The organism is Streptomyces sp. NPDC127595 (genome assembly GCF_042671685.1).
In the GTDB taxonomy this organism is placed as follows: domain Bacteria; phylum Actinomycetota; class Actinomycetes; order Streptomycetales; family Streptomycetaceae; genus Streptomyces.
In genome coordinates, this window is the sequence record NZ_JBHXWK010000001.1 from 301,787 (window position 1) to 317,352 (window position 15,566).

Sequence of the window (15,566 nt, forward strand, 5' to 3'; positions counted from 1 at the left end):
TGAAAGGTGTCCGAGGCCGAGCGAGTGGCAGGTACCGCACCGTTTTCAGGGCCAGGGGACCGTACCGGCGGGTAAGGTGCGGCGACCGGGCCGGGATTGCCCCCGGCGCAGCATGCCGAAAGTCTGATGGGCCGGACGACTGGAGTCTGTATGTCCCCGTGGACCCGCCCCGCGCTGTGGTGGCGCGCGGCCGTCGTACTCGCCGCCGGGACCGGGCTCGCGCTGGAGACCAGTTCACTCGTCTACTTCACGGTCGACAGCAATGTGATCGTGTTCGGCTACTTCATCGGTGCCGTGTACTGGATGGTGCAGCGCGGCACGACCGAGGCGCCCGCGCCCCGGTTGCGTGGCGCCGCCGTCCTGTACATCACGATCACCGGACTGGTCGCTCACTTCACGCTCAACGACGGGGCGAACCCGCTGCCGGGCCTGGTCTCCGGCCCCGACCGGCTGGAGCACTGGGCGCTGTTCCTCGTGCACTACGTCACTCCCGTCATGGTGCTGCTGGACTGGGTGCTGCTGAAACCCCGTAACGCCTCCCGCTGGAAGGACGTCCCACTGTGGCTGGCCTTCCCGCTCGGTTACGCCCTCCTCGTACTGGTACGGGCGGCCCTGTTCCCGGACTTCGTGACCCCGTACCCGTACTTCTTCCTCGACCCGACGACGAACGGGTACGGCTGGGTCGCCGGCCAGATCGCCCTGATGACGGTCGAGTTCGCGCTGATCGCGGCGGCCGTGGTCGGACTGGACCGCCTCGGCACCGTCGTCGTGGGCAGGCTGCGTCCCGCGCGGGTCTGAGCGCGGGACGCGCGGTGTGCTCCCAGCCGGGCGGCATGGGAATGGGCCCGAAGCCCAGCCGGGCGCATGGGAGTGGGCCGGAAGCCCCCAGCCGGGCGGCATGGGAGTGGCCCAGAAGCCCGCAGGTGCGGCCGAGTCGCCCGCGCGGACATGCATGCGGCCGGAGCGGGCAGAAGGCGCTCACCTTGCTTTCCACCTAAGGCGGCACCTTGACTTCCTCCGTGAACGTCCCCGAGGCGGCTGCTTCACGCACGGGAGCACCGGAGGTTCTGGATGAGCTGCCGTGGACAGAGGAGGGAGTCAAGGTCGCTCCCCGGGACGCACGTGCGCTGTCCAGGCTGTTTCTGGACCGCATGGAGGATGTCATCCAGGTCGGCACGATCGGCCTGATCAAGGCCATCGGCCGGTTCGACCTGTCCCGCGAGGTCGAGTTCACCTCGTTCGCGAGCCCCTACATCGTCGGCGAGATCAAACGCTTCTTCTGCGACACCACCTGGGCCGTGCACGTCCCGCGGCGGCTGCAGGAACTGCGCGTCGCTCTCGCGAAGAGCAAGCAAGAGCTCGCGACCAGGCTGAACCGCCCGCCCACGGTCAGGGATCTCGCGGCCCATCTGGACCTGCCCGAGGAACAGGTCATCGAGGGCATGGTGGCCGCCAACGGCTACGTGGCCGGCTCGATCGACACCCCCGGCAGTGACGACGACTCGGGCGACGCCGGCCCGAAGTACGCGGACACCCTGGGCGAGGTCGACCCGGCGACGGACCTGTTCGAAGACCTCCACGCGCTCGGCCCGATGCTCCAGGAACTCGACCACCGGGAACGGGCCATCATCGCAATGCGCTTCGGCCAGGAGATGACCCAGGCCCACATCGGCCGCGAACTGAACCTGTCGCAGATGCACATCTCCCGTCTGCTCACCCGCACCCTCACCAAGCTCCGCACCGGCCTGCTTCCCGCGTGAAGTCCCCTGATTCCCTGGCCTGTTCTGTTGTGCAGCACCGAAAGGGCACCTGGCGTGAACGCTGAGCACGATCCTCTTCACCAGCCGTCCGCGCCGGTCGTGACCGAGCCGGTGCCGGATGTCCAACTGCAGATGCTGGTACGGCTGATCGGCCAGGACGCAGGGGCCGCGCTGCCGATCACGCTGGTGCTCGGGGGCGGCTTCCTCTACGGCGACCTGATCTCCCACGAGGCATGGCGTGCCGACTGGGCGCGCAGCCTGCGCGGCATCGACGGGCCCGGCGCACAGTTGCTGGAACGGTTCCCGGCGCAGGTGGACCAGGCGGTCGTCGACAAGCAGGGGCAAGGAGTCCCAGAACGGCTGCCGCAGTGGATCCATCTGCGTGACGCCACCGGCGTCGCCACAACGGGCGGGGGCGTGAGCATGCCCCTGTGGCGCGGTCGGCTCGCGGACGTCTCCGGCTGGTCCCTGGGCAGGCCCGAGTAGCGGCGAATGGTGGAGAGACGCCTGGCACGGGCCGGGCCGCCGTGCTACACACCGTGTGTGACCAGGCAGGAATGGTTCTGCGACGTGAAGGAAGCGGTCTGCGAGGATGGTTCGCATGACTGTGCGAGGCAGGAATCACGTGACGGTGTCCGGCCGCGCCGGGGGGCCGGTGCTGATGCTGGCGCACGGGTTCGGGTGCGACCAGAACATGTGGCGGCTGGTGGTGCCGGTCCTGGAGCGCGACTTCACCGTGGTGCTGTTCGACCACGTGGGAGCCGGGCGCTCCGATCTGTCCGCGTGGAACAAGGAGCGCTACTCCTCGCTGGACGGCTATGCCGAGGATGTGCTGGAGATCTGTCGTGAGCTGGCGCTCGGTCCTGTGACCTTTGTGGGGCACTCGGTGAGCGCGATGATGGGTGTTCTCGCCGCTGCCCGGGAGCCGGAGGCGTTCGCCGGACTGGTCCTGCTCGCGCCGTCACCGTGTTTCATCGACGATCCGGCCGTCGGCTACCGCGGCGGGTTCAGCGCCGAGGACATCGATGAGCTCCTGGGGTCGCTGGACGCGAACTATCTGGGCTGGTCGGGTGCCATGGCTCCGGTGATCATGGGCAATCCCGAGCGGCCCGAGCTGGGTGACGAGCTGACCAACAGCTTCTGCCGCACCGATCCGGACATCGCCCGCGTCTTCGCCCGGGTGACGTTCCTGTCCGACAACCGCGAAGACCTCGCCAAGGTCACCGTTCCCACGCTGGTCGCGCAGTGTTCGCGCGACGCGATAGCGCCTCCGGAGGTCGGAACATTCGTACAGTCGCGGATTCCCGGAAGCCGGCTCGTCACCCTGAACGCGACCGGGCACTGTCCCCAGCTCGCCGCACCGGAGGAAACGGCCGCCGCGATCGCCGACTTCGTCGGAACCCCGCGATGATGTCCAAGACCGGCGACGGCGGGAACGGCGAGCCTCCCTGTCCCGAGGAACAGCCCGGGGACGACCATGCCGCGTTCTCCGCGCTCCTTGAGGACAGCGCCGAGGATCTGTACGAGCACGCCCCGTGCGGGTACCTCTCCACCTTGCTGGACGGCACCATCGCGAAGATCAACACGACGCTTCTGGACTGGCTCGGCTACGCACAGGGCGACCTGGTGGGCCGTAAGACGTTCTCCGACCTGCTGACCGTCGGTGGCCGGCTCTACCACGAGACGCACTTCGCCCCGCTGCTGCGTATGCAGGGCGAGGTCAGTGGGATCGCCCTGGAGATCAAGGGGGCCGACGGCAGCCGCATGCCCGTGCTCGTCACCTCCACGGTCAAGTCCGGGGGCGACGGGCAGCCGCGGCTGATCCGCACCACCCTCTTCGACGCCCGTGAACGCCGCGCCTACGAAACCGAACTGCTGCGCGCCCGACAGCAGGCGGAAAGCGAACGCGAAGAACTCAAGCGTCTCAACGCCGCCCTGCAGCAGACCCTGCTGCCCCCGGCGCTGGTGAGCGTGCCCGGCCTGGACGTGGCCGCGCACTACCACATCGCCTCCACCGACAAGGTCGGCGGCGACTTCTACGACCTGTTCCCCCTGACCTCCGGGACATGGGGACTGTTCCTGGGTGACGTGTGCGGCAAGGGCGCGGCGGCCGCGGCCGTCACCTCGCTGGCCCGCTACACCCTGCGCGCCGCCGCCGTGTACAACCCGGACCCGGCCGCCGTACTGAGCAATCTCAACACGGTCCTCAACCACGAATACAACAGCCACGACCCGCGGTTCTGCACCGTCATCTTCGGACTGCTCACGCCCGATGCCGATCAAGGCGGTTTCCGTATCGCGCTGGCCAGTGGCGGTCATCCCCCTGCCCTGATCATGAGCGCGGACGGGACCGCCGACTATCTGCCCACCCCTGGAGGCCAGCTCATCGGCGCCCTGCCGGACGCCCACATCGCTACCACCACCATCCACCTCAGGGCCGGCGACACCCTGTTGCTGCACACCGACGGCCTCACCGAAGCCCACACGGCCTGGAACAGCGCCGGCGACCGCTACGGGGACGAAGCCCTCCTCGGCCTCGCCCGGGCTCTGGCGCCCACCACCGCCTCCGGCGCCGTCGCCGCCATCCGTGACCTGCTCGACACCTTCGGCACCGGCGTCGACGACGACACCGCCGTCCTCGCCATCAGCGTGCCCCGACCCACCAGTGAAGAGCGGCAGTGACTCAGCTCACCATCCGTACCCGAACCACCCCCGCCGGGCCCGTCCTCGAGCTCACCGGCGAACTCGACCACGCCAGCTTCTCCCAGGTACGCGAACTCCTGCCCGCCCTGACACTGCACAGAGGTGAGCAGCTCGTCATCGACCTGGCAGGCGTCACCTTCTGCGACTCCAGCGGCATCAGCGCCCTGATCGCCGCCCGCAACCACGCCCTCGCCGCCCGGGCAGGCATCGCCCTGGCAGCGGTGCCCGGCCACATCAGCCGCATCTTCGGCATCGTCGGGCTGGACCAGGTCTTCCCCGTGCACCCCACCGCACAGGCGGCCGAAGCGGCCTGGACACCGGCCGCGACCGACCCCTGAATCAGCCGCTGCGCGCTTCCTGCTCACGGCTTCCGCCGGGCTCCGTGTGCTTGCGGTGGCTGGTGTCGCACCATGGATAGGTTCTGCTCCGGCGACAGGTACACAGGGCTACGCAGAACCGGTCGGACGACACGGTCGAACCGTCTTCCAGGACGACTTCGACGGGGCCTTCGACGAGCATCGGGCCTTCGCGCTGCGCCGTGATCCGGCGGGGCCGGTCAGCTGAGACGTTCGGCACGGATGATCACCAGCTCTTCCTTCTCGTCGTCGCCCTCCACCAGGCCGCGGCTGCGCAGCCAGCCCGCCCGGGAGCGCAGCACGGGCCCGAAGGCGATGGAGTGATGGTCCACGACCTCGGCGCTCAGCCCTGCTGCCCGCAGTTGCCGCAGACTCTCCTCCGCCCCGCTGAGCGCGGACTGGACCAGAAGCAGCACGCCGCCCGGGCGGAGCAGCGCGGGCGCGTCCTGGCAGATGCGGTCCAGGATGAGGCGGCCGTCGTACCCGGCATCCCAGGCCCGGGCCGCGCTCCACCGGGGGCAGGAGGCCGCCGGGGCGGGCACATAGGGCGGGTTGGACAGGATCAGGTCGAAGGACTGGGCGGACACCGGTGACAGCAGGTTGCCGTGCACCACACGCAGCGGAATTCGGGCGAGCAACGCGTTGACCTTGGCGTTCAGGACGGCGCGCCAGGAGACGTCGACGGCTGTCACCCGCGCACCGAGCCGCCCGGCGGCCAGTGCGACGGCTCCGGTTCCCGTGCCGACGTCGAGGACCGCGGCCTGTGGGGGGAGCGGTTCCCGAAGCAGCGCCTGGACGAGCAGATCGGTGTCGTCCTGCGGTGCGTATACGCCGGGAAGAGTCACGGAAGTCATCAAGGGGTTCCCTATCCGGTTCTCGCGGCGGTCGAAGGACCTGTCCGGCGTGGAACCTGTTCGGTGGTGGCGAGGACGGCGGGCCGGTCAGAGGGGCGTTCGCAGGGAGGACCCGCCGGTCCGCCACGCGCCGAGGAGCTGCGCGCCAAGGCGGTCCTCGAGATAGCCGGTGGCGTCCACGCCGAAGGCGACATCGCGGTTGAGATGGGGCTCCTCTTCAAGGAGGCCCGCGACGACCTCCTTGCGGACGATCTGCTCATGCACGGCGTCGGCTTCCACATGTTCGTCGTAGAAGTGCTCGGCGGCCGGTCCTGCTCCGGCGCGGCGCATGGCGCGGGCGAGCCGCCGAGAACCGGGGGAGGAGGTGATCTCGACGGTGGCGAAATGCCCCACCAGGGCTCCTCGTAGCGCCCGGTGCAGGCCGAACAGGGACATCATGTTCACCACGGCAAGGGCCTCGGCGCTCGCCGAGTCGAGATAGTGCCCGTACGAGGTGTCCAGGTCGAGGTCGGCCATGAGGTCGGCGAACAGGCGTGCGTGCACGCGCTCGGCCCGGCCGCCGCCGAACTCGTCGAACTCCACCGCCGCCATGCCGGCCTTCGCGCGCCCCCACAGCCGGGGCAGCACCCAGGCATGCGGGTCGGCCTCCTTGAGGTGGTACAGCGACCGGTGGGCGGCGTACTCGCGCAGGTGCCAGAGCTCGCCCTCGTCCTGGAGGTAGTGACTGACACCGGTGCCGTCGAGGGGCTCCAAGAGCAGCTCGTCCAAGGCCTCGTCGGCGTCTGCGTGCCGGGTCGCCCCGTCGCGCAGAGCCTTCAGAAACGGCTGCTCCAGAGACGCGCGGACCTTGAGCAGGGCCGGGTCCCATTCGCGAGCGGCGTCGACACCCGCGAAACCCCGGTAGTGCAGCTCGTAACAGAGATAGAGGCCGAGCTGCCAGTCGTCCTCCAGGGGAGAACCGCCGGCGATCACCTCGTCATCCGGAAGCGGCCCCGTATCGCGCAGATAGCCGGCGATCGCCGCCGAGATTCCGCCGCGCGCGGCGGGCAGCTGAGGTTCCTTCGCCGAGATTTCCATGAACGCCGAGTACCCGTGATCGACGATCTCTCACGTGGCTGTACGTGCAGTGACCATGATTCGCGCGCAGGCCTTATCCCGGCCCGCCTCGCGACAGCCCGGCGACGATGATGTCGGCCACCGTCTCCGCGTGGCGTCGGACGTCCTCCGCCTCCGGCGGCTGGGGGGCTCCGAGGAGGGTGGATTCGACGGGGCTGGCGTAGAGGGCGCCGCTGCCCTGGACCACCAGGTAGTGCAGGGTGGCGTAGGGCACGGGGCGGATGCGGCCGGCGGCGATGAGCCGGTTCAGACGGCGTTCGAGTGGCAGGCGCAGCGGGCTGAGGACGTACTCGAAGATGAAGCGCATACGGGGGCTGTCGATGGCTCCCTCGTGGGTCATGATCCTCACCAGCTCGGGGTGTGCCGCCGAGAACGTGACCTGGTGAATGATCCCCTGGCGCAGGACGTCCAGGTCGTCGAGGCCGGGGTCTTCGGCGAGTTCGCGCCAGGAGCCCTTCGCCTGGGCCAGGACGTGCTCCATCGCCGCGAACCACAGCCCCTCCTTGGACCCGAACCGTGCGGTGAGCAGCGCGTGACTCACCCCCATACGCCGGCTCAGTTCCCGCACGGAAGTGCCGTCGTAGCCGTTCTCGGCGAACGCGGCCAGGGCGCCTCGCAACAGCAGGGAGGGGTCGGGTCCCTGGCCCGCCGGAGGGCGCCCCATTCGTTTCGCGGGAGACGCCTCCGCCATGTCACGGACCTCCTGTTCGGGCATAAGCCATCAGTTGCGATATGCGGACAAAACGACCATGCCGAATATGTCGGAAGTAGACATATGTAAACATTCCGCCACTACAGGGGAGTCGGCGGATGTGGCCCGGCGCCGACCTCGCGCAGCTCAACGTGGTCGTTGTGAACGAATCCACCGGCACTGCGCGCACCACGGAGGACATCCACCCCCTCGACCAGGTCGAGATCGGCACGGACCGCTTCCACCTGAGCACCCCCGAGCTGACCTGGAGCGGCGGCAGCAGCGGCTACGCGCTGAGCGTCAAGGGTGAGGGCGTACGGATCGACCTCACCGCGACCGCCTCCGGCCCGCCGCAGCTGATGAACGGCCGAACGGCAGCCGGCGAGGGCCGCGTCGGATTCGTCGACGCCGACGACAGCGCCGCCGTCGCCGTCCACGCACTGACCGCGACACAAGCCCCGAACACCGACCTGATCATCACTGGTCCCGCAGCGCTCGACTACGGCGACATCGCGGCCGTACTCACCCAGGTCACCGGACGGACCGTCACCCACAGCAAGTTGACCTTCGAGCAGATGCGCGACCGGCTGACCGCCGGCATGCCCGTCGAGTTCGCCGCGATGCTCGCCGCAATGGACCGGGCCATCGCCGAGGGCGCCGAGGACCGCACCACCGACACGGTCCAGCGCCTCACCGGCCGCCCGCCGCGCGGCTTCCGCGCTTTCGCGGAACGGGAGTCGGGCCGCGTCCGGGCCTGACCTACCCGGCGAGATCGCGCGTCCTCAGCGGACGGCAGGGCGCGCCAGGAGCTCGGTGACCTGCTGGCGGACCACTTCCCAGGCCGCCTCGTGAAGGCCGCCGACAGTCGTACGGCGCAGGGCGTGGAGGACCTGATCGGTATCGGCGTCGCACACGGTGCTGTCGCTGAGTACCTCGTAGCCGTCGCGGACGGCGACGCGAAGGAGGCTTCGTCCGCCGTCGGCGTGCACAGCCGCGGCGACGACCAGGGGCGGCGGCCCACCCGCTTCGCCCGGCTCCTTGTAGTACGCGCTGGCGATCGGTTCGCGCCAGCGGAGGCCGAGCAACAGGTGGCGCTTGGCCAGCACTTCGGCCAGGTCGGTCTCGTAGACGCTGTCCGGTTCCAGGACCGTCGCACGGGCGTCAAGGACGAGTGCCGCGGGCAGCAGACATCGCAGCGTGCTCCCGACGATGTTGCCGCCCACCGTGGCCGTCCGGCGCACCGCTCCGGTTCCCACGGTGGAGGCGGCCCGGCGCAGCGTCTCAGGCAGCTGATCGTCGATCCGGTGCAGCAGCACGGCCGCGCCCAGGGCCTCGCGGCCGATCAGATTGGCCTCCGGCAGCTCGCGCAGCGACACGGCCTGTTCGGGGAAGCCGTCCCGCTGCCAGGTGGCCCACACCAGAGTCGCCCCGCCTATCGGCACCGCCCCTTCGGCCATGCACTCCTGTGCTTCGGACACGGACGTGGGCAGACGCAACAGCACGGTGGCCGACCTGCCTTCCTGGAAGTTGGGGTCGAGGTAGGCGATACCTCGACCACTTGACCGTTGACATGGCGCATTTTCCCCGCGCACGCGGGGGCGCGTACAGGGCTCACTCCTGCACACGGCTCTCCTCGCGTGCGGGCCTGCAGTATGGCGCCGTTGACCGGCGTCAGTGGTCGGCACCCGTGCCCGGCGTACCGAGCGGCCGGCCGAGCCGCAGATTCCAGCGCCCGGAGCGTCCGCTGACCTCGGTCGCGGTCAGCGGCGGTACGTCGAGACGCCAGAAGGACGCCTCGGGCGCCTTGAGGACCGTGACCGCCACGGCCCGTACGATCTCCGGCTCCACCACGGCGAGGGTCCTGCCCGCGATCTCCGCGGCTGCGTCCAGCCACCCGGCGACCCGCTCGCACAGGGCCCGCACCGATTCTCCATCGGGTGGCGCCGCGGCAGGGTCCGTCAACCAGCGGGCCACCATGTCCGGTTCCCCGGCGCTGACTTCATCGAGCGTGCGACCCCGCCAGCGGCCCATGTCCAGTGCGCACAGCCCGGGTTCGTCCAAGGCGACGAGCCCGAGGGCCGACGCCGTTTCCCGGCAGCGCACCGTGGTCGAGACCAGCACCCGGTCAGCGATGGGAAGCGTGCCGGCGGCGGACGCGGCGCGTGCGGCGCCACTCGCATCGATCGGGCTGCCGTCGTCGAACCGGGCCTCCCGCAGCGACCGGTTCATCGCCGGTGAGATGAATGTGACGCGGCTGGTCACTGGTTCGCTCCTGTTCTCCGTCGTGCCGGGGGAGGGGCACGTGTTTCGGGTACGACATCACAGCCACGCGCCACATGTGCACCCGGGCACCGACCCCGGGCCGGCCGAGAGGGGCCGGAGCACTTCCTCTCGGCCGTCCCGACCGGGTCAGGATCCGGCGGGTTCCGTACGGACCGTCCGGGCCGCCGCGACCAGGTGCGCCAGCGAGGCGCGGGTCTCGGGCCGGCCGCGGGTCTTCGGGCCGCAGTCGGGGTTGACCCGGAGACGTTCGGCGGGGCTGGCCTCAAGTCCCTTGCGCAGCAGGGCTGCTGCCTCCTCCGCGCTAGGAACGCGCGGGGAGTGGATGTCCTAGACGCCCGGCGGGACGAGAGCGCGCAGGGGTGACACACCGAACGTGACGATCCTCGCGCGGAAAGGCGCGGTCGTCCGTCCCGATCTGTACGCCGACCCGCCCATGAGGTCACCGGGATATCCGCGCACGAGGGGTCGCGCACGGGCAGCGGGCAGGTCTTCGGACTTGTGGGCGCGCCCTCCGAGCGCCTGGCGGACGGGGCGAACCAGCTGCACCGACCACCGTAGAGGCCTTCGCTCGAGCTCGGGGGCAACGCTCACATGCCGGATGCTGGGATGGGACATTCGGCCCTCCACCTCGCCGCGGGTTCTGCCCGACATTGGTTGCGGGAGTCGGCATTGACATTGCGTTTACCGCCGTTCGCCGCACGTACCGCCGAGTTTCACCCAGGGGCCACGAGGGCCTTCCTTGTCGTTCGGTGCTCTTGTAACACTCCAATCGCACACGTTCCCGCAGCAACCCGGCCACCCGGTCATCCCGTACTTCCGTCACCTCCGTCAGGACAAGAGGGGTCACCCACCCATGCCTCAAGTGAATCGGCGCCGCTTCCTCCAGCTCAGCGGCGGCACCGCGGCGTTCGCCGCGCTGAACAGCAGCATCGAGCGCGCCGCGGCGCTGCCCGCGCACCACGGCTCCGGCACGATCGACGATGTCGAGCACATCGTCGTCCTGATGCAGGAGAACCGTTCGTTCGACCACTACTTCGGCTCGCTCAGGGGTGTCCGCGGCTTCGGCGACCCCCGTCCGGCCACCACGGCGGGTGACAAGTCGGTCTGGCACCAGTCGGACGGCACCAAGGACGTGCTCCCCTTCCGGCCCGACGCCGACGACCTGGGCCTGCAGTTCATCCAGGATCTTCCGCACGGCTGGAGTGACGGTCACGCCGCCTTCAACAAGGGCAAGTACGACAAATGGGTGCCCAATAAGTCGTCGACGACGATGGCGTACCTGACGCGCGAGGACATTCCGTTCCACTACGCGCTGGCCGACGCGTTCACCATCTGTGACGCCTACCACTGTTCGTTCATCGGCTCCACCGACCCGAACCGGTACTACATGTGGACGGGCTACACCGGCAACGACGGCACCGGCGGCGGCCCGGTCCTCGGCAACGACGAGGTCGGCTACGACTGGACGACGTACCCCGAGCGCCTCGAAGCGGCCGGCGTCTCCTGGAAGATCTACCAGGACATCGGCGACGGCCTGGACGCCAACGGCTCCTGGGGCTGGATACCCGACGCCTACCGAGGCAACTACGGCGACAACTCGCTGCTCTACTTCAACAACTACCGCAACGCCAAGCCCGGCGACCCGCTCTACGACAAGGCCCGCACCGGCACCGACGCCCGCAAGGGCGAGGGCTTCTTCGACCAGCTCAAGGCCGACGTCAAGGGCAAGAAGCTGCCGAAGATCTCCTGGGTCGTCGCGCCCGAGGCGTTCACCGAGCACCCCAACTGGCCCGCGAATTACGGCGCCTGGTACATCTCCCAGGTCCTGGACGCCCTCACCTCCGACCCCGAGGTGTGGGGAAAGACGGCGCTGTTCGTCACGTACGACGAGAACGACGGCTTCTTCGACCACCTCGTACCGCCGTTCCCGCCGCAGTCCGCCGCGCAGGGCAAGTCCACCGTCGACGTCGGTCCGGATCTCTACGCGGGCGACGCGAGCCACGCGGCGGGCCCCTACGGGATGGGCCAGCGGGTGCCGATGCTCGTCGTCTCGCCCTGGAGCAAGGGCGGTTACGTCTGCTCCGAGACGCTCGACCACACCTCCATCATCCGGTTCATGGAGCGCCGCTTCGGCGTGCACGAGCCCAACATCTCGCCCTGGAGGCGCGCGATCAGCGGCGACCTCAGCTCGGCCTTCGACTTCGCCCACAAGAACACCAGGCCGGTCGCGCTGCCGGACACCGACGGCTACCAGCCGCCGGACAACGACCGCCACCCCGACTACGTGCCGACCCCGCCGGCGAACCCCGTCCTGCCCAAGCAGGAGCGTGGCTCGCGGCCCGCCCGCCCGCTCAAGTACGCGCCCCTGGTGGACGGTTCGGCGGACGTGGCGGCCGGCAAGTTCACGCTCACCTTCGGCTCGGGCGCCAAGGCCGGCGCCGCCTTCCTCGTCACGTCCGGCAACCGCACCGACGGCCCCTGGACCTACACGACCGAGGCGGGCAGGACGGTCGCCGACACCTGGAACTCCGCGTACTCGAACGGCTCGTACGACCTGACGGTGCACGGCCCGAACGGCTTCCTGCGCACCTTCAAGGGCCCCGGCAAGACAGCCGGACCCGAGGTCACCGCGCGCCACGTCGGCGACGACGTCGAGCTGACCCTCACCAACAAGGGCGCCGGCACGGTCAACCTGAAGGTGAGCGACGGCTACGGCGGCAAGCCCAAGTCGTTCAAGCTGCGGTCGGGCGCGAGCGTCAAGCACACCTTCGACCTGCGGGCGAGCAAGCGCTGGTACGACCTGACCGTCGTCTCCGACACGGAAGTGAGCTTCCTGCGCAGGTTCGCCGGACACGTGGAGAACGGCCGGCCGGGCGTGAGCGACCCGGCGATCGTGACCGACTGACGGGAAAGGGCGGTCACGGACACTCCGTGACCGCCCGGTTCTACAGGGCTGTCAGATGCCCCGCGTTCGGCTGCTGCGGCAGCAACGAGGGTTCGTACGCCGCCGACTCGGGCTTGAGGGCCAGCACCGCGGCAACCGGATGGTCCTCGACCAGCACCGCGGCAACCGGATGGTCCTCGACCAGCACCGCGGCAATCTGATGGTCCTCGACCAGCAGCGCAGGCGCCGTTCGCGACAGCGTCACCACGCCCCAGGCCGCGATGCCCGCTCCAACGAGGGCCAGCAGCATGCCCACCGCGCCGCCCTGGAGGCGTTCCCCGAGCAGGGACAGACCGATCACCGCGGCGGCCACCGGATTGGCGAGCGTCACCACGGCGAGTGGCGCGCCGAGACCGCCCCGGTACGCGGTCTGCGACAGCAGCAGTCCGCCCACCGCGAAGGCCGCCACGAGCAGGGCCACCACGATCACCTGGGCGCTGAGCAGCGAGTCCGAGCGGTCGGTCGCGGCCACCGTCACCGTCTGGGTGAGTGCCGAGGCGACACCGGAGGCGAAACCCGAGGCGGTCGCGTGCCGCAGCCCCGGCCGCGCACCCCGGCGTGCGAGACCGCCGATCAGTACGGCGGTCGTGGCGGCGACGGCCAGCGCCTGCGGCACGCTCAGCACGTTGTCGGGCGCCGGCCCGGACGCCGTGACGAGCAGCGCCGCGAGACCGGTCAGGGTGAGCGCGGTGCCGCGCCACTCGACCACGCTGACCCGCCGCCCGGCGACCCTCGCCCCCAGCGGCACCGCGGCCACCAGGGTGAGCGCGCCGAGCGGCTGCACCAGCGTGAGCGTGCCGTACTTGAGCGCGGCGACATGCAGCAGTGCGGCGGACGCGTTCAGCGCGACCGACCACCACCAGGCCCCGCTGCCCAGCAGCCGCAGCATGCCGGAGTCCGAGCTGCGGGACGCGAGCCGCTCCTGCGCCACGGCCGCGGCGGCGTATGCGACGGCCGAGAACAGCGAAAGGACGATGGCGGCGACCGTGGCATTCATCGGCCGGCTCCGACGAGTTCCGGTATGTCCCGTACGGCGTCATCGGCGCGTTCCTGCGTACGCCCCGCCGTTGTCGTCGTCCGGTGGGGCAGGTGGATCACCGCGAGGGCGATGCCGAGCAGCGCGGCGGCCACGATCGCGTCGAGCCAGTAGTGGTTCGCCGTTCCGACGATCACCAGCAGGGTGATCAGCGGATGCAGCAGCCACAGCCAGCGCCACCGGGACCGGGTCGCGGCGATCAGGCCGATCGCGACCATCAGGGCCCAGCCGAAGTGCAGCGAGGGCATCGCCGCGAACTGGTTCGCCACCGCGTCGGTCGCGGGGTGCGCCCCGTACACCGTGGGCCCGTACGCCTGCCCGGTGTCCACAAGCCCCGCGGCCTTCAGCAGCCGCGGCGGTGCGAGCGGGAAGAAGAGATGCCCGACCAGAGCGGCGCCGGTGACCACCGCGAGGACGCGGCGCGCCCATACGTAGTGGGCCGGGCGCCTCAGATACAGCCAGACCAGGAAGGCCACGGTCGCCGGGAAGTGGACGGTCGCGTAGTAGATGTTCGCGATGTGCACGAGGGTGTCGCTGTGCAGCAGCACGTTCTGTACGTCGCTCTCGCCCGGCAGGTGGAGGGCGCGCTCCCAGTCCCATACGCGGTCCGCGTTGCGGAAGGCCTCGGCGGTGTGGCCGGTGGCCAGCTGCCGCCCGATCTTGTAGACGAGGAAGAGGCCCACGACGAGCAGGAGTTCGCGCAGCAGCGGCGGGCGTGCGGCGGTGTCTTTCGGCGGGTGCGCCACCTTCTCGTATGGTGCGGCCCGGCCTTCGGCCGCGTCGGTCGCCGGTTCGATTGCGGATTCTGCAGGCTCGGTTCGGGAATCCATCCCCCGGCCCCCTTGCTGACGGTCTTGCGTGGGGTGGTGCGTGGTGAGCCCAGGACAAGGTCCACTCCATGCCGGTTACTCGACAAAGGGGTGGGTCCTGTCCAAGGCTCATCGATACGCCAGTGTACCGATACGAGAGTGTACCGATACGCTGCCGTTCCGGTACAGTGGCGTATCGATTAGACTGTGTGAGACGGACCACCGAATCCCACCGTGTCGAACCGACCGAGCGAGGAGAAGAGCATGACGTCGCAGGCCGCGGACGGACCGGAGACGGTCGTCGCCTCGCGCCGCTCCAAGATCACGCCTGAGCGTGAGCAGGAGTTCTACGACGCTGTGATCGACCAGCTCCGCGAGTGCGGCTATGACGCCTTCACCATGGAGGGCGTGGCGGCGAGCACCCGCTGCAGCAAGTCCACGCTCTACCGGCAGTGGAAGACGAAGCCCCAGTTCGTGGCGGCGGCGCTGCGCGCCAACCGCTGCCCCCGGTTCCTGGGTATCGACACCGGCTCACTCGCCGAGGACCTGCGCGCCGCGGCGCGCGCCGCGGGCGAGTGGTCGGACCACGACACGCGGCTGCTCCAGGCGCTCGGCCACACCGTGATGGCGGACGAGGAGCTCCAGCGGGCCCTGCGCGAAGCGCTCGTCGAGCCCGAGGTCGCCTCGCTGAAGGAGATGATCCGGCGCGCGGTCGACCGAGGGGAGATCGCCGCCGATCACCCGGCGCTGGACTTCATTCCGGCGCAGGTCATCGGCGTCATGCGGGTGCGCCCCGTGCTGGAGGGGCAGTACGCGGATGCGGCCTATCTCACACAGTTCGTGGAGGCGGTCGTGCTTCCGACCCTCGGCCTGACCTGAGACTCAGGCCGCCGTCCGCGGGATGACCGGACGTCGGCCTGCGCGCGCCGCACCGTGGGGACGGGGGCGGCGCGAACCCCCGGCCGGGTGGGGTTCCTCTTGAGCGGAGGGGCACCCCACCCGGCCGAACCGTTT

The 15,566-nt window shown here is 69.9% G+C and carries 16 protein-coding genes and 2 pseudogenes; 9 read left to right on the plus strand and 9 right to left on the minus strand.

Annotation, left to right across the window (positions count from 1 at the left end):
- The first annotated feature begins 150 nt into the window (after positions 1-150).
- From ACFVKT_RS01300 to ACFVKT_RS01325, 6 genes are all read left to right on the plus strand, one after another.
- Positions 151-798 carry a Pr6Pr family membrane protein gene (locus ACFVKT_RS01300; RefSeq protein WP_385726305.1) on the plus strand — a complete coding sequence of 216 codons (648 nt, stop codon included), beginning with the start codon at positions 151-153 and terminating at the stop codon, positions 796-798.
- 221 nt (positions 799-1,019) lie between these two features.
- A complete protein-coding gene (locus tag ACFVKT_RS01305) occupies positions 1,020-1,760 on the plus strand; it encodes a SigB/SigF/SigG family RNA polymerase sigma factor (protein WP_385728080.1) in 741 nt (246 codons plus the stop codon).
- A gap of 54 nt (positions 1,761-1,814) precedes the next feature.
- Positions 1,815-2,246, plus strand: a complete 432-nt coding sequence (locus tag ACFVKT_RS01310) for a hypothetical protein (protein WP_385726306.1) — start codon at positions 1,815-1,817, stop codon at positions 2,244-2,246.
- Positions 2,247-2,361: 115 nt separating this feature from the next.
- Positions 2,362-3,171 carry an alpha/beta fold hydrolase gene (locus ACFVKT_RS01315; RefSeq protein WP_385726308.1) on the plus strand — a complete coding sequence of 270 codons (810 nt, stop codon included), beginning with the start codon at positions 2,362-2,364 and terminating at the stop codon, positions 3,169-3,171.
- A complete protein-coding gene (locus ACFVKT_RS01320) occupies positions 3,171-4,442 on the plus strand; it encodes a PP2C family protein-serine/threonine phosphatase (protein WP_385728082.1) in 1,272 nt (423 codons plus the stop codon). The genes ACFVKT_RS01315 and ACFVKT_RS01320 overlap by 1 nt, the downstream gene beginning before the upstream one ends.
- Complete coding sequence (locus tag ACFVKT_RS01325) at positions 4,439-4,801, plus strand: STAS domain-containing protein (RefSeq protein WP_385726309.1); 363 nt, start codon at positions 4,439-4,441, stop codon at positions 4,799-4,801. The genes ACFVKT_RS01320 and ACFVKT_RS01325 overlap by 4 nt, the downstream gene beginning before the upstream one ends.
- A gap of 1 nt (position 4,802) precedes the next feature.
- Here the strand turns inward: ACFVKT_RS01325 and ACFVKT_RS01330 are convergent, their stop codons facing one another.
- The 4 genes from ACFVKT_RS01330 to ACFVKT_RS01345 all read right to left on the minus strand — a co-directional run bounded on the left by ACFVKT_RS01330 (position 4,803) and on the right by ACFVKT_RS01345 (position 7,480).
- A complete protein-coding gene (locus ACFVKT_RS01330; RefSeq protein WP_385726311.1) occupies positions 4,803-5,039 on the minus strand; it encodes a CDGSH iron-sulfur domain-containing protein in 237 nt (78 codons plus the stop codon).
- Positions 5,020-5,673, minus strand: coding sequence for a HemK2/MTQ2 family protein methyltransferase (locus tag ACFVKT_RS01335; RefSeq protein WP_385726313.1), 654 nt, complete (start codon positions 5,671-5,673; stop codon positions 5,020-5,022). The genes ACFVKT_RS01330 and ACFVKT_RS01335 overlap by 20 nt, the downstream gene beginning before the upstream one ends.
- 87 nt (positions 5,674-5,760) lie before the next feature.
- Positions 5,761-6,750 carry an iron-containing redox enzyme family protein gene (locus ACFVKT_RS01340; RefSeq protein WP_385726315.1) on the minus strand — a complete coding sequence of 330 codons (990 nt, stop codon included), beginning with the start codon at positions 6,748-6,750 and terminating at the stop codon, positions 5,761-5,763.
- Between the two features lie 73 nt (positions 6,751-6,823).
- Entirely contained in the window at positions 6,824-7,480 is a 657-nt protein-coding gene (locus tag ACFVKT_RS01345) for a TetR/AcrR family transcriptional regulator (RefSeq protein ID WP_385726317.1), read from the minus strand.
- Between the two features lie 371 nt (positions 7,481-7,851).
- Here ACFVKT_RS01345 and ACFVKT_RS01350 point away from each other — a divergent pair.
- Positions 7,852-8,238: pseudogene (locus ACFVKT_RS01350) on the plus strand (ergot alkaloid biosynthesis protein); the annotation flags it as partial.
- A 24-nt stretch (positions 8,239-8,262) separates the two neighbouring features.
- Here the strand turns inward: ACFVKT_RS01350 and ACFVKT_RS01355 are convergent.
- The 3 genes and pseudogenes from ACFVKT_RS01355 to ACFVKT_RS01365 all read right to left on the minus strand — a co-directional run.
- Positions 8,263-8,982 carry an FAD binding domain-containing protein gene (locus tag ACFVKT_RS01355; RefSeq protein ID WP_385726319.1) on the minus strand — a complete coding sequence of 240 codons (720 nt, stop codon included), beginning with the start codon at positions 8,980-8,982 and terminating at the stop codon, positions 8,263-8,265.
- A 169-nt stretch (positions 8,983-9,151) separates the two neighbouring features.
- Positions 9,152-9,742, minus strand: coding sequence for a histidine phosphatase family protein (locus tag ACFVKT_RS01360; protein WP_385726321.1), 591 nt, complete (start codon positions 9,740-9,742; stop codon positions 9,152-9,154).
- 147 nt (positions 9,743-9,889) lie between these two features.
- A pseudogene (locus ACFVKT_RS01365) lies at positions 9,890-10,090 on the minus strand (hypothetical protein); the annotation flags it as partial.
- A gap of 526 nt (positions 10,091-10,616) precedes the next feature.
- Here ACFVKT_RS01365 and ACFVKT_RS01370 point away from each other — a divergent pair.
- Entirely contained in the window at positions 10,617-12,668 is a 2,052-nt protein-coding gene (locus tag ACFVKT_RS01370) for a phosphocholine-specific phospholipase C (protein WP_385726323.1), read from the plus strand.
- Positions 12,669-12,708: 40 nt separating this feature from the next.
- Here the strand turns inward: ACFVKT_RS01370 and ACFVKT_RS01375 are convergent, their stop codons facing one another.
- On the minus strand, positions 12,709-13,704 hold the full coding sequence (locus tag ACFVKT_RS01375) for a DMT family transporter (protein WP_385726325.1): 996 nt from the start codon (positions 13,702-13,704) through the stop codon (positions 12,709-12,711).
- Complete coding sequence (locus tag ACFVKT_RS01380) at positions 13,701-14,573, minus strand: phosphatase PAP2 family protein (RefSeq protein ID WP_385726327.1); 873 nt, start codon at positions 14,571-14,573, stop codon at positions 13,701-13,703. Before ACFVKT_RS01380 ends, ACFVKT_RS01375 begins: the two co-directional genes overlap by 4 nt.
- A gap of 243 nt (positions 14,574-14,816) precedes the next feature.
- Here ACFVKT_RS01380 and ACFVKT_RS01385 point away from each other — a divergent pair, with 243 nt between their 5' ends.
- Positions 14,817-15,431, plus strand: coding sequence for a TetR/AcrR family transcriptional regulator C-terminal ligand-binding domain-containing protein (locus tag ACFVKT_RS01385; RefSeq protein ID WP_385726329.1), 615 nt, complete (start codon positions 14,817-14,819; stop codon positions 15,429-15,431).
- Positions 15,432-15,566: the final 135 nt, after the last annotated feature.